This is a genomic window from Hymenobacter gelipurpurascens (assembly GCF_900187375.1).
In the GTDB taxonomy this organism is placed as follows: domain Bacteria; phylum Bacteroidota; class Bacteroidia; order Cytophagales; family Hymenobacteraceae; genus Hymenobacter; species Hymenobacter gelipurpurascens.
In genome coordinates, this window is sequence record NZ_FYEW01000004.1 from 26,930 (window position 1) to 39,559 (window position 12,630).

10 protein-coding genes are annotated in these 12,630 nt (G+C 59.5%); 7 read left to right on the forward strand and 3 right to left on the reverse strand.

Annotation, left to right across the window (positions count from 1 at the left end; genetic code table 11):
• Positions 1–450 precede the first annotated feature (450 nt).
• The 5 genes from CFT68_RS20370 to CFT68_RS20390 all read left to right on the forward strand — a co-directional run bounded on the left by CFT68_RS20370 (position 451) and on the right by CFT68_RS20390 (position 6,367).
• A complete protein-coding gene (locus CFT68_RS20370; protein ID WP_088845537.1) occupies positions 451–942 on the forward strand; it encodes a hypothetical protein in 492 nt (163 codons plus the stop codon).
• A 119-nt stretch (positions 943–1,061) separates the two neighbouring features.
• Positions 1,062–1,538: a hypothetical protein gene (locus tag CFT68_RS20375; RefSeq protein ID WP_088845538.1), complete on the forward strand. Its 477-nt coding sequence runs from the start codon at positions 1,062–1,064 to the stop codon at positions 1,536–1,538.
• A 291-nt stretch (positions 1,539–1,829) separates the two neighbouring features.
• On the forward strand, positions 1,830–2,594 hold the full coding sequence (locus CFT68_RS20380) for a DUF4386 domain-containing protein (RefSeq protein ID WP_141106648.1): 765 nt from the start codon (positions 1,830–1,832) through the stop codon (positions 2,592–2,594).
• Between the two features lie 829 nt (positions 2,595–3,423).
• Positions 3,424–4,248, forward strand: coding sequence for a vanadium-dependent haloperoxidase (locus CFT68_RS20385; RefSeq protein WP_170934874.1), 825 nt, complete (start codon positions 3,424–3,426; stop codon positions 4,246–4,248).
• Between the two features lie 1,036 nt (positions 4,249–5,284).
• On the forward strand, positions 5,285–6,367 hold the full coding sequence (locus tag CFT68_RS20390) for a sensor histidine kinase (RefSeq protein WP_088845541.1): 1,083 nt from the start codon (positions 5,285–5,287) through the stop codon (positions 6,365–6,367).
• A gap of 200 nt (positions 6,368–6,567) precedes the next feature.
• Here the strand turns inward: CFT68_RS20390 and CFT68_RS20395 are convergent, their stop codons facing one another.
• The 3 genes from CFT68_RS20395 to CFT68_RS20405 are packed head-to-tail and all read right to left on the reverse strand — an operon-like array spanning position 6,568 to position 11,333.
• Positions 6,568–7,446 carry a hypothetical protein gene (locus CFT68_RS20395; RefSeq protein WP_088845542.1) on the reverse strand — a complete coding sequence of 293 codons (879 nt, stop codon included), beginning with the start codon at positions 7,444–7,446 and terminating at the stop codon, positions 6,568–6,570.
• Between the two features lie 46 nt (positions 7,447–7,492).
• Positions 7,493–8,896 (reverse strand): conjugative transposon protein TraM, encoded by a 1,404-nt coding sequence (gene traM, locus CFT68_RS20400; protein WP_170934875.1) that lies wholly within the window; start codon positions 8,894–8,896, stop codon positions 7,493–7,495.
• A 13-nt stretch (positions 8,897–8,909) separates the two neighbouring features.
• A complete protein-coding gene (locus CFT68_RS20405; protein ID WP_170934876.1) occupies positions 8,910–11,333 on the reverse strand; it encodes a PAS domain-containing protein in 2,424 nt (807 codons plus the stop codon).
• Positions 11,334–11,826: 493 nt separating this feature from the next.
• On the opposite strand from CFT68_RS20405, the gene CFT68_RS20410 reads away from it, so the two are divergent.
• Entirely contained in the window at positions 11,827–12,183 is a 357-nt protein-coding gene (locus CFT68_RS20410; protein ID WP_170934877.1) for an ArdC-like ssDNA-binding domain-containing protein, read from the forward strand.
• On the forward strand, positions 12,174–12,545 hold the full coding sequence (locus CFT68_RS20415) for a hypothetical protein (RefSeq protein ID WP_088845546.1): 372 nt from the start codon (positions 12,174–12,176) through the stop codon (positions 12,543–12,545). Before CFT68_RS20410 ends, CFT68_RS20415 begins: the two co-directional genes overlap by 10 nt.
• The last annotated feature ends 85 nt before the right edge of the window (positions 12,546–12,630 follow it).

A 12,630-nucleotide genomic window follows, 5' to 3' on the forward strand; every position in this document is an offset into this window, starting at 1 on the left:
CTAAACAGATTGGCTCAAGCAAGTTGCGCTTAAATAATCGGGTAGCGTGTGTTGAAGGGAAGGTGGTTTTTGCATCGTGTTGGCAAGACCTACTGTTCTCCGCTTGCCCTTGACTCATCCCTGCATGGGCCAAAGCGGCTCTCCGTCCGCTACCCAGCCCCCTTTACCTGGGCTTGGTCGCAGGCTTCCGCGCTTATTCGTCGGAGTAACTTATTGATGGTTTGCGTGGGTAACGCTTTCAGCCCGCCTTGACGCCTGCTCGGGCATTGCGGGAAAGCCGGTCTGGCTGGCGCGGCAGACAAAAATACAAGATGTAAGCGGCAAAAAGTCAGCTGCTTTCGGTCTTCTGTTGATGATAACCCGTCGTTCATAGACACCCGTGTGCAATGCCTGGGACAAGGCCTTAGCTTAGCTATACGCTCGTGAAATTCCCAACCAAGGCTACTGACTATGCAGTCCCTCAACGTACCCTCGTCAGCCAACCAGCGCGGGCTGAGTTCGTCTCGATTCCATGTGTTCCAGCGGGATTATGAACGCTACGAGGGAGTGCCCCGCCTCAACATCTACCGGTTGCGGCTACTCTTTACGCTGGTGTTTTTCTTTCTTACCTACGAGTCATGGGCGCATATTCTAACGCACCGGGGCCCCTGGGACAATGCCAATGCCGCCGCCTGGTTCATGTGGGGCTCCTACTCCGTCATCTCCGTTATCGGCATCCGGCGGCCGCTCAAGGTGCGGCCCATTGTCTTGTTTGAGGTAGTGTACAAAGTGGCCTGGCTATCGGTCGTGGCTTACCCGTTGTGGGTGAAGCAGGAGTTAATCGGTTCGCCGGCCGAAAGCATGACCCGGGTTTTTATCTGGGTGGTACTCCCCATCGTGGCCATGCCGTGGCGGTATTTTTTGAGGACCCATGTATGGGGTGCGCCGGCCGTACGTCCCTAGTACTGGGAAGTGCTGGCCACGACAGCCAAATCAAATAACCTACGAACCAACATTCCCTTTCCCTTATGGTAACTGTAACTCCTTCTCAAGCAGCTCCCAACAAGAGCTCAAAGCCTACCATGTCCGCTAATGCAGCAGCTCATACCAAACGGTTCTTTCAGGTTGCCCCCTTGCTGGGCCTCTCTCGCTTTCGAATCATGGTCCTGCGCTTCTTTTACGCCGTGATAATCCTGCTGTTGGGCGTTCAGGTCTGGACCGAAATAGTGACCCATCCCGTAGCGTGGCAGCCATTGCCGGCAGTAGCCTTCAGTTTTTGGGGGGCGTTATCGGCGCTGGCGATTTTAGGGCTGGTAAATCCCCTGAAAATGATTCCCCTGCTGTTGATACAGTTCGGTTACAAGCTGATTTGGCTGCTGATGGTGGCCTATCCCTTATGGGCGGCAAACCAGTTAGTACTGTCGCAAGCCCAGGGGCTTACCAAGGCCAACCTACTGGGAGTCGTATTAGACCTGCTCGTCATACCCTGGGGGTATGTCTTTAAACAGTACATTTTACTCTCGCACCCGGAGCAAGGCGCCCTGAACCTGTCCCAATAGGCTGTTTACTAGGGGCCAATAGTAATTGCACCCCTTCACGGGTTCTGTTGCGCTGTGAGCGCAGCTAGCGCCACTATTGCTGTGTCCGCACCTTGGCTCCTCCCTTTGGGCCCGAGAAGCTGAGCGGGCCTTACCGCAGTAGCCGCGGCGCAACACGTTGCCTTTCTCAGCAAGGGAGTGATACTGTTTCCCTGTCAAGCGGCCGGAGCCAAGCAGCTCCGCTCCCAATTCGCCAAGCCTTTGGGCTTACGACCTAACTCGATTCCCCAACCTGCGCTTAATTCCATTGCCATGCATCCCACTAATCTGCTGGACCCCAAAGTACAGAGCGCTTACCCATCCACCCCTACGGCTTTTGCCGTTGGACGGAAAGTCGGCATTTTGCTATTGTTACAATTAGCGGCCGCGCTCACATTGCCCTTTATCTTGACGAAGCCGCTAACGGTGGGCACGCCGGCTTTCCTGACAGAAGTGGCCGCGCATTCTTTGCAGATTCGCGGGGCAGTTCTGCTCTCGTTCATTGGCTCCGCGTTGACCGTTTATCTGGGGGTTACGACTTTTCCCCTATTCCGGCGCTACAGTCCATCGGCGGCGCTCCTATTCATCATCGTTTGCGGGGTGAGCTGCACCTTGGATATCGTGCAGGCCGGTACTGTAATGTCGATGCTGGCCATTAGCAACAAGTTCATGGAAGCCGGGGCCGCTGACTCCGAGCTGTATCAGGTGGTGGGGGCCGCCGTGGCATCTGCCAGGCGCTCGGCCCATGCCACGCAGTTGCTAGCCATCAGTGCTTGGATGTTTATTTTCTATTGTTCGTTGTTACGCTTTCACCTGGTGCCGCGGGTGTTAGCTGCAATTGGGGTTATCGGCGTCAGTCTGCAGTTCACGGGGGTAACCTTGATGATGTTCCTTGGATATCCTGCCATCGGCCCGATGGCTATGCCGTTGCTTCCGATTCAAATTCTTGTTTCTATATGGTTAGTTGTAAAGGGAGTACCTGATACATCACCTGGGTTAGCACCCGTATCGAAAATTAAATACGCGATATCGAGCTGATAATCATCGGTTTACATCTATTGTCTTCTACAGCTTAAGCAAAATAAGGAAGGATTATAAACCCTAAAGTTGGCAAATAGGTGCTCGATATGTTCCCTTGTGAAGTGATTGAGCCACGGTAACGGAGACGTTAAAACATGTTCTTTTTTAATGTCTGCTCCTGTATGCTTGATCCTAATGAGGCCCAAAAGAAAGTAAACATTAAGAAAAGTGCATTTTCAATGTCTGATTTAGTTATGTGAGTTTCTAATGAGGTCTAAATAAGAGTAGACATTAAATGAGATGCTTTTTTAATGTCTGATAATGATCAGTAGTTTGTGCTGCCAATAGGCCAAGTGACTTACCTGCAAACGTTAGATGAGCTATCCGATTAACCCAGACCGGAATACACCCTGGAATGCGCTGCCGGACGGCAGTTGCAGCGGCAGCTTACGCTACCCTCTCGAGTTTGTACCCCGGGCAAAGCCCTTTTTTTGACCTAATCTTAGCAGGAGTAGGGGATGTGGCCAATGCAGGACATGCTTTTGGCTTAACGGTTGCTACGGCCATTCTTGCTGACCGAGCGCTTGACCCCGATGCCACCAGCGCTGGGTATGTTCCCTCGCTAGCGCGTAGTGGCCATCGACCTGATCCGGACAACCCCGGCCAGGGGTATCATGGCGCGCACTATGGGGCGCGATCCAAAGGGTTTGGCATCACCGCGCGTCATGAGCTCGCGCCTCCCTTCCTCGATAATCCCGCGTATGTAAAGGCTTTACGCGAGGTTCGAGGGCAGGGTATTATGCCCGAACTGATGGGAACGCTCCCCAACACGATTCCCGGTAGGACTGTGGATCAAACCTTAATCGGCCTCTTTTGGGCCTATGACGGCGTGGCTGAACTCGGGACGCCCCCGCGTCTCTATAATCAGATCATCCGTCAGGTCGCCATGACTCGTAGCCCTGGCAACCCGGCGGTGCCGAATACATTTGCCGAGAACGCCCATCTCTTCGCGTTCGTGAACGTGGCCATGGCCGATGCGGGGATTCTCGCCTGGGATCAGAAGTTTATCTATAATTTTTGGCGGCCGGTGGTCGGGATTCGCGAACACGACCGGTCCATGGGGCCCGGTGCCACCGAAGCCAACAACAATGTCTCGGATGACTGTGACAGCCAGTGGCTACCCTTGGGAGGGCCGAGGACGAACCGGCTGGGCAAGAACTTTACCCCGCCCTTTCCCGCCTATCCGTCCGGGCATGCCACCTTCGGGGCGGCGGCCTTTCACATCACCCGCCTATTCTATGGGCAAGGAGGAAGATTACAGACGAATACCCTCGTAGCGGACACGTTATTTCAAGGGCTCGAGTTTACGTCCGATGAGTTAAACGGGGTCAGCACGGACAATAAGGGTACCGTGCGACCACGCCACCGGCGTGATTTTGCCGATGGATTATGGCAGATGATTGAAGAAAACGGGCGCAGCCGGGTGTACTTGGGCGTGCACTGGGTGTTCGATGCCTTCGCCGTTAAAAACAATAATCGCCCTGATTTTACGAAGAAAATCGGGGGTAAGTACATTGGGGGCGTACCCTTGGGACTACAAATTGCAGAAGATATTTTCGACTTTGGGGCGGGGCAAGCCCCCCAAAAATCCCTGGTGCCCCCGCGGCCCTAATGCCGGACAAATCCTAGCCCCCTTCTAGGCTGCTACCCATGACCGCACCGGCGATTGCCCTATGGTAGCTGGACCGAGTGGCACGGAGCCTCTCTATCCTAGACTGGCTGCATAGCGTAGATCGATGGCGCCGCCTGTAGGGGGCATAAGGGCGAGGCCCGCAATGCGGTGATCCAGGCTATATTCTTTCTCCGGCCGGGTAAAATTTGGGACTGGGATCGGGGCCGTGAACCGGAACGAGACCAAGCAGGGGCCCGAATCTGCTCACGGTCACCCCCGTGCGCTGGAATTTGGTCTTTAACCCTACCACGAGCAAGTTCCATCCCCAATGGCCCCTCTCTAAAAGTTAACGGGCGATACTCTTCGATTCCTGAGGGGCCAAACAGGTAAAGCGTACTGGCTACGCCTCGCTTACTTGCTCACGCTTTGCACCTCGTAAAAGGCCCGTTGCGCGACGTATCCAGGGCTGCTAATTCGATAAAAGGCTAGAAACTCAGCCGCTGCAGCTAGCAGGCGGGCTCGAGGCCGACGGGCTGGTGGTCGGTGGCAATTGGTCAGACACTGTCTGACCAATTGCCGAGAGAAAGGCCAGCTACTTGTAGGGCACTGGCCTGCTCGAGCAGCATGCGTTCGTACTGGCCAGGTATTGAGGAAGTGTCCTGCGAAAGGCGACCGTTACCAACCGTTTCCGGCCGTGCTCGGTCTCTTACAAGTCGGCTTTCGAGGCCCTGGGTGCGGGCAGCTGGGAAGGAAAGGAAGGCTTCAGCGCTTAAATTTCCACCCTTACCAAGCCAGTTACAAACTCCATATACGCCTTTTTCCTCCTAAGAATGCCGTTTGTACAAGAAAACCCCGCCCGGTTGGCTCCAGAGATATATCCATCCTGCCGGGCAATGCTTCCTGGCTTTCCCTGAAGGAGCAACCGGCCCGGTGCAGAAGGGTCCTCTGGGCGAGGGGGCCGCCGTGGAGGGCCAAGAAAGGCCTGGTGGCAACTACCTCCGGCACAAGCGATGGTATTTGCCGGTATATTAGGAGTATGCCCGTCCCGAAAGTCCCCAAACTACGCCGCTCTCTCCTACAAGCGCCGCCCGATAACCAGGTACTGCTGGAAGCCGTCTTCGACAACTCGCCGCTGGCCTTGCACGTGATGCGCAGCATCCGCGACGCGGCGGGCACGATTGTGGACTTTGAGGTTGTGCAGGCCAACGCGGAGGCCGAACGGCAGGTCGGCTACTCGGTCCTCGGCCTGCGCATGCGCCAGCAGTGGCCCACCACGCTGACCGTGGGTCTATTCGCCGGCGTGGTGCAGACCGTGGAAACCCGCCAGCCCCTGGACCTCGAGCAGTATTACGAGGGGGAAGGGGTGCAGGCCTGGTACCGGTGGACGGCCGTACCCCTGAACGACGGGGCCGTGGTGAGCGTGGAAAACATCTCGCCGCGCAAGCAGGCGGAAGCTGAGCTGTTGGCTTTACAGCTCGGCCAGCAGCGCCAGCTGGCCAACGCGGTGCTGGAGGCCCAGGAAGCCGAGCGTCAGCGCATGGCCGAAGGCTTGCACAATGGCATCTGCCAGCTGCTCTACGCCGCCAAGCTGCACTTGGAGCAGATGTCCCAGAAGACATTGGAGCCAGTTTTCGCGGAAAGTCAACGCAAGGCCGTTCACCTACTGAGCACTGCCCTGACCCAAACGCGAGAGCTCTCTCACCAGCTCGTCCCCCTGGTACTGCTCGACTTTGGCTTGGCTGAGGCCGTACGCCGGCTCTGCTTGGAGAGTTGTACTGCCAACTTGAAACTACAGGCCATTGTAGCTCCCGCGTTGGACGTGCCGATTGAGCTGGCTCTACCGCTGTACCGCATGATGCAGGAGTTGGTCGCAAACATTATCCGGCATGCGGCGGCTACGCAGGGGCAGATTTTGATTACCACCCAGGGCTCCTGGCTGGAGCTGCGGGTGCGGGACAATGGGCAGGGATTTGACCCGGCCGTGGCCCCCCGGGGGTTGGGCGTGCGCAGCGTGCAGGACCGGGTGAAGCTGCTGGGAGGGCAGTTTGTGCTCAGCTCTTCCCCAGGCGATGGCACCTGGGTCACGATTCGAGTGCCGCATTCGGCCTTAACCAACTGAGATAGCCTAGGCTTGACGGAGAGAAGAAGGACCTGCATTTCTTACGTTATGGCCAGCAAATCCAGCGGAACATGGCTTGGTACCTGGCCAGGGTGAGCCGAAGCCCGCAACCAGTCTCCGCGGTGAGCCTGCAGTTGGGGAGCCCCAGATACACAGCCTTCAAGTACTTTATCGGGTGCGATGCTGGTGGCCCTATGCATCTAAAACCTTCCCGAACGACTGATGCTCTTTAACAGCTGGTTCTGCAGCAGTTGGTCCCGGTATGCCCCTTCCACGGCCTGTCGCGCGGGTCCAGGCCGGCCCGCTTCGTGGATGAGGCGGTCAGCTTCCTGGCGCAGCTGCAGGGCTTTAACCATGTTTTCATTGGCCTGACCCATGGCCCGCAGGCGCTCTGCCTCGGTCATGGAATACCGGCCCGGGTTTTTCAGCGTGGCCATCAGCTCCACGCTTTGCGCCGTCATCTCGTCGGCAATCTTTTGGTAGTTGAAGGCTGTTTCAACATTCTTTTTCTTGAGCACCTCCTCGTAGGCATAAGCTGACGCAAAAGCTTCCTGCCGCATGTTCTTGTAGTCGCGGTAGGTGAAGGTCTGGGCCCCATTGCGGCCAATATCCAGCCCGGAGAAAGCCTGGTACACCGTTTCCACATCCTGCTCCGTGCGGCCCTGCAGAGCCTGGCGCAACCGCCGGGCCTTATTTACCGGGGGCATGTAGTCCGGCTGCGAGGTGGTGTTCATGGCCAGGGCCCGGCTGAACAGCTCCAGGGGGTTAGCGTAGCGCAAATCCTTCACCGATTCCACTTTGCGTAGGTCCGCCTGAATCTGGCGCTGCAGCAGGAGGGTTTGGCCAGTGATGTTCTTGACTTCGCCCGTGATGTCACGCGTCACGCCGGCAATCTGGCGAGCGTCTTTGATAACCTGGTAGTTCTGAATAGTCTCGCCCCACTGCTTGAGCTGCTTGGCAAACTGGCCGATGTGCACGCCCATGTGCACCGGGTCGTTAACGACCATCTGGGCCGACGTGAAAAATGGCACCGTGCTCGCCGAGGCCACCAGCAGAGTAAATTGAACAATTTTTTTCATAATCAGAAAAATAAGAAATTGAAATACTTATTTCTTAGAAAATAAATTATTGAGCTCCTGCCCTGGCATCCGTCGCGCCGGTAGTCAGGAGCACGGGGTACCCGTCGGGCAGGCGCACGTCGCGCAGCTTCTGGCGCGGCGTAGCGGCCCGGCCCACCATGGCCGCCACCACCCGGCCACCCACCCCCACCACGGAGTTGGCCGCCGAAGCCGAGCGGTCAATGGCCAGGCCCACTTCCTGCGCCCCAAGGGCGCGGGCATCGTTGAGGGGATTATCGGCGGCCGGCAGCGGCTGGCGCTTCTGCGGGTCAATCATCAGGCCGGGCAGGTAGTGGTAGTCGTAGATGTCGGCGGCCACCCGGGTGGGGCCCAGGCGATTGATGCGGATGGCCACGTGGTTGGTTTCGACGCTGGCCACGCCGGCGAACACCAGGTTTTTGGGAAAGGTCTGCCCGCTGATCACGGCGTCCTCGACCAGGCGCAGCAGCACGACGGAACCCGTGCGAACCTTCTGCTCGCCGTTGACTACCGCCTTGTAGAATATATCGGGCAGCAGCGGTGCCTGCTCATTATCGGCGGCATATCGGTAGGAGCCCGCCTTAACAGTGCCAAAGGCATCGAATGCCATCGCACCATTGCTGCTTAGCGCAGCGGCACCGCCGGAGCGCACCGCCGCCCGCCGGTCGAAATAGCGGCGCCCCGTCATCTGCTCGTACGAGGTGCGCGAGGCCGGGGAAGCCGCGTCGAGCATGTCCAGCACGTCGTCGTTTTGCTCGTAGGGCACTCCATCGGGCGCCGTGCGCGGCCGGGCCTCGGCCCGTAAATGCCCGCGCGGGTCAGCGCCGTAACCATCTCTGCGGCCCCCGGTTTGCCCCACCGGGATGCGCACGGCCCGGTAGGCGCCCGTCTGCGCATCCACCGCCGTCACCTCCGTGGAGTCGGGTGGCGGCAGGGCCGCGCGGTTTGCGGCTGCCCGGGCCTGCCGCTCCGCTGCGGCCAGTGCCGTGCGCCGGCGCAGCGCCGCCTGACCCACCGTGTCGACCGCCATCCCGCCAGCCAGTTGGTCGGGCGAGGGAACGGAGCCCGGTAGCTGCGCCCCGGCTTGCCGCGCGGCCGCCTGCTTTTGCTCCAGCACGTCCGTAGGGGCCGGGGCTGCTTCGGGCGCGGCCGGCGCAATGGTAGGCTCCAGATTTTGGGAAGAGGCCGCCACGGGGCTGACCTGCTGCGCTACTTCCTGAGAAAGGGAGCGGGCGTAAAAAAACAGGGTCACCGCCGTCAGCAGGCCGATGCCCACGAGCAGGGGCAACCAGTGCCGGCGGGCCAGCTCTCCTATCGAAGATCGAGGCGAAGTGGAAGTAGTGGGTACAGGAGCCGAACCGGAAGCGGGCTGTGGTTCAGAAGTGGAGTTGTCGCCGGCAGGAAACACCGGCCGCATGTTGTGCTCGGACATGGTGGGGAGAGTGTTAAATGGCATCTGCCGTGTTGATGACTTTGCTTGGCACTTTCAGCACCAGCACCCGGGCCCCGAACTTCTCGCGCAGGGTGATTTCCAGGTGGCCCCGGTCAGTGGCCGCGTACAGGGGCACGGCGTAGAGCAGGTAGCCCGTGGCCCGGGCCGGGATGGTTTGACTTTCGGCCCCGCCAGCAGGCGCCAGGGAACGCCGGGCTTCGTTCTTCTTCTTGCCCAGGAACTTCTTGCGCGAGTTTTCCACCAGCTCGAAGTCGGTGAAATCCACGGCGTAGTCGATGGTGGTGGTATTGCGCAGCTTCAGGCGCAGGTAGGTAAAGTCTTTGTCGTTGCGCACGTTGGCCAGCGAGAGCACGAGGTCGTTATCGGCCGTGCGCAGCCCGCTGGTATCAGTGTGCTTGGCGGTAGCCAGCTTGGCCAGGCGCGCCTCGGCGAGCTCCCGCTTTTCGTGGCCCTGGTCCAGGGCCAGCGCGTCATTCACCCCGGCCCCGTTGCGGGCCTTGCCGCCGGCGCTGACACCGAGCTTTCCGCCATCCTGAAAGTCGTAGAGCTGCAGGACCGGCCGGCCGGTGTACACCAGGTGCCCCATCCAATAGCGTGAGCCGTAGCGCACCAAAATGGGCGTGGGCGGCGGATTGCGGCGCCTGGCCCGCACGAACACGGCGTTGCTTTCAATCTTGACCAGGTAGTGCGGGGCCTGCTCGGTCACGTCGTGGGCAATAATGGACACGCCCACGATGTCGCCGTTTTCCCGGTGGGGCTCGTAGCTGAAATCGTAGTACCGCTCGTGGGGAGCGGAGCCATCGGGCGGGGTAGTGACGAAGGGCACGGCCGTGCCGAAGTAGGGCTGGCCGGTGGTGTACACGCGGTCGAGTTCCGGCATAAGGCCGGCGGCCACGATTTCCGGCATAGCCTCGGCATAGAGCCGCCCGATGAGGAAACGGTTTGGAAACAGGCTCTGAAAAGCAGGGTTGCGGTAGTGGAAAAGGTGCTCGGGTCCGCGCAGCAGGGCCACCACCACGGGGGCCTGCTCGAACACTTGGTACAACTCCTCGCGTTCCAGGGCGCGGCGTTCAGCTGCGGCCAGCCGTTCGGCCTGCAGAGCCTCCCGCTCGCGGCGGGCCCGCACCTGCTCGCTCACGTCATGGGCGTAGGTGACGAAGCCGTCGATGCGGCCCTGCTCGTCGTAGCGGGCCAGGTAGGTTAGGTCAAAGTAAATGTCCTCGACGGGGCCGCCGGCGGTGCGGGACAGCGGCACCAGCACCTCGGTGGCCTGGAATGGCTCGCCCGTGTCGTATACGCGGCGCAGGATGCCCACCAGGGGCTGGCCGTGCAGCTCGGGCAGGGCTTCGAGCAGGGGCTTACCCAGCAGCTCGCGACCGGGGAACATGGACTGGTAGTCGGGATTCACGAATTCATACACCCACTCGGGGCCATCGAAGATACAGATGGCGGCGGGCACGCGCAGAAACAGCTGCTCCCACTGCTGGCGCTGGCGCTCGGCCTCGCGGGTGCGCTCCTGCACCCGGGTTTCCAGCTCCTGGTTGAGCTGTTCAAGCTGCCGGCGGGCCCGCACCTGCTCCGTCACGTCGGTGGAAAAGTCGAGCAGTCCGTCGATGCAGCCCTGCCCGTCGCGCAGGGCGTGAAAGGAGAGGTTGAGGTAGACCTGCTGGGGGTGGCCCGTACCAGCGAAATCCACCCACGCTTCGACTTCTGGATTCGCAAAGGACTCCCCGGTCTGGTACACGCGGTCCATGAGCGCGAAAATACCCTGCTTGGCCACTCCCGGCAGGACCTCACGAATGGAACGACCTAGCAAGGGCTGGGTGGCAAAGTATTGCTGGTAGCGGGGGTTGACGAACTGGTAAACGTGGTCGGGCCCGTGGTAGGTGGCAATCTGGGCGGGCAGGTGCTGGAGCGCGTCGTAGAAGCGCTGGCGCTGGGCATAGGCGTCAGCGCGGGCCACTTGTTCTGCGGCCTGGCTCTCGCGCAGCTGCCGCTCGGCCAGGCGGCTGGCAGTGATATCTTGCACGGACTGGATAATGAACTGCACCTCTCCCGCCGCGTTGAGCACGGGCGTGTGGCGGGGCTTCCAATGGCGCTCCACGAAGTGGCCGGGTCGCGCGCGGTCGGGCACATCATAGTGCTGCGGGTCCATGTCGTGCGGCTGCTTGGTGGCCATGACCTGCTCCAGGGAGGCACGCACGTTGGCCACGCCGTTGGCCTCAGGAGCGTCGGGGTTATCCGGAAAGGCATCAAAAATGTGTTGCCCGACGATAATATCCCGCTCGGTGAGGGTTGCGACCAGGTAATCCTCGCTGGCGCCCACGATTATCCACTCGGGCGAGAGCAGCAGGGTAGCGCCGGGCTGGGCGTTGAAGACAGGCAGTAAGTCGAGCAGTGGCGGGGCCGTAGGCATTAAGCAGTTATGGGGGTCGGAAATGGTATTACGTAGGCTGGGCCTCTGTAACTGAATGACGGGCAAAAGAAACGAGCGGACCAGCTGGTTCGCCCGGATTACTAGTTGAATCACCATAAGCCCAGGCGTTTAACATCGCTTCACGAATTGTCAGTATCACTAGGCCTGTGCATGATGCACGAGCCAGCAGTTTTCGACAAAGGTGTTGGGGCAGTGGGAACAAATGTTTTAGAGAAACAAAATAATCCCCTTTTTGTATATTTTCGTTGTCTTTTAAGCAACAAAAACGGTTGTTTTGCGTTTAATAAGCAAGGAAACGTTTTATAAACAGTCACTTAGCCTCCACTTAGCGATGAAAAAGCAAACCAGCATCGCCGCCCAACCGACCGCCCCGACGTGTATCAGCTTGTTACCAACCGCGTAATTGCGGCTTTTGAAGCGGGGCAACCCGTAGGCGCCAGCCCTGGCATGCTATACCGGCATCAATGCCTTTTTGCTGCACCTGGTAGGCGGCAGGCCGTTCTTTCTCACGTTCCGGCAGGCCAAGGAGCTGGGCGGCAACATTCGCAAAGGGGCCAAAGGCATGCCCGTGATTTACTACACCGTCACCACCCGCACCGACAAGCAACCGGGTGAGGAAGAGAAAACGTCCTTTATCAAGTACTACAACGTCTTTTCGGTGGATGACGGCAAAGGTGTGAACATTGTCCTACCTACGCAGTCCCAAGACCGGAACCACGAGCCCCTAGCCGCCGAAGACCTGGTAGCAAACTGGACTACCTGCCCCCGCATCGAGCACGGTGCCCCTGACCAACCCCACCCACCGCAAGCCCCGCAGCCATGGAGTTAAACAACGAGCCCGAAGGCGCCCCCGCCACCGTACTACCCGTTGATGCCGGGGCCGTGCTGACCCAGCCGGCTCTGCCCACCTTGCCTGTTGTTGCCTTGGGGCAGGAAACGCTGCCCATGCTCGCGGCTGTGGTGGTTTCCACGCAGCGCATCGAGCTGATGCGACTCATGGAGCACCCCGCCTTCACCGACGAGCAGCGCTGCACCGCTACGGCCCGAATTCTGGCCGAGGCCGACCCCACCCGGCTGGGCCGCTGGCTGACCAACATCATGCGGCATATCACGCAGTGGGAGGAGCATACCTTGGCCGAAGCAGCACGGCATAACCCCCACTTTACGGCCTTGGAGCAAGCGCCGGAATAACCCCCCTCCCCCTTACCCCGCCCAGTATCGGGCGGGGCCGGGAGCGGTGGGGTACCGTCCCGCTGCCTTTGACTTATTGTTTTGA

Excerpts from the sequence above, each read along its gene's own strand:
- CFT68_RS20370 (WP_088845537.1), top strand. The coding sequence starts at position 451 with ATGCAGTCCCTCAACGTACCCTCGTCAGCCAACCAGCGCGGGCTGAGT.
- CFT68_RS20375 (WP_088845538.1), top strand. The coding sequence starts at position 1,062 with ATGTCCGCTAATGCAGCAGCTCATACCAAACGGTTCTTTCAGGTTGCC.
- CFT68_RS20380 (WP_141106648.1), top strand. The coding sequence starts at position 1,830 with ATGCATCCCACTAATCTGCTGGACCCCAAAGTACAGAGCGCTTACCCA.
- CFT68_RS20390 (WP_088845541.1), top strand. The coding sequence starts at position 5,285 with ATGCCCGTCCCGAAAGTCCCCAAACTACGCCGCTCTCTCCTACAAGCG.
- CFT68_RS20395 (WP_088845542.1), bottom strand. The coding sequence starts at position 7,446 with ATGAAAAAAATTGTTCAATTTACTCTGCTGGTGGCCTCGGCGAGCACG.
- traM (WP_170934875.1), bottom strand. The coding sequence starts at position 8,896 with ATGTCCGAGCACAACATGCGGCCGGTGTTTCCTGCCGGCGACAACTCC.
- CFT68_RS20405 (WP_170934876.1), bottom strand. The coding sequence starts at position 11,333 with ATGCCTACGGCCCCGCCACTGCTCGACTTACTGCCTGTCTTCAACGCC.
- CFT68_RS20415 (WP_088845546.1), top strand. The coding sequence starts at position 12,174 with ATGGAGTTAAACAACGAGCCCGAAGGCGCCCCCGCCACCGTACTACCC.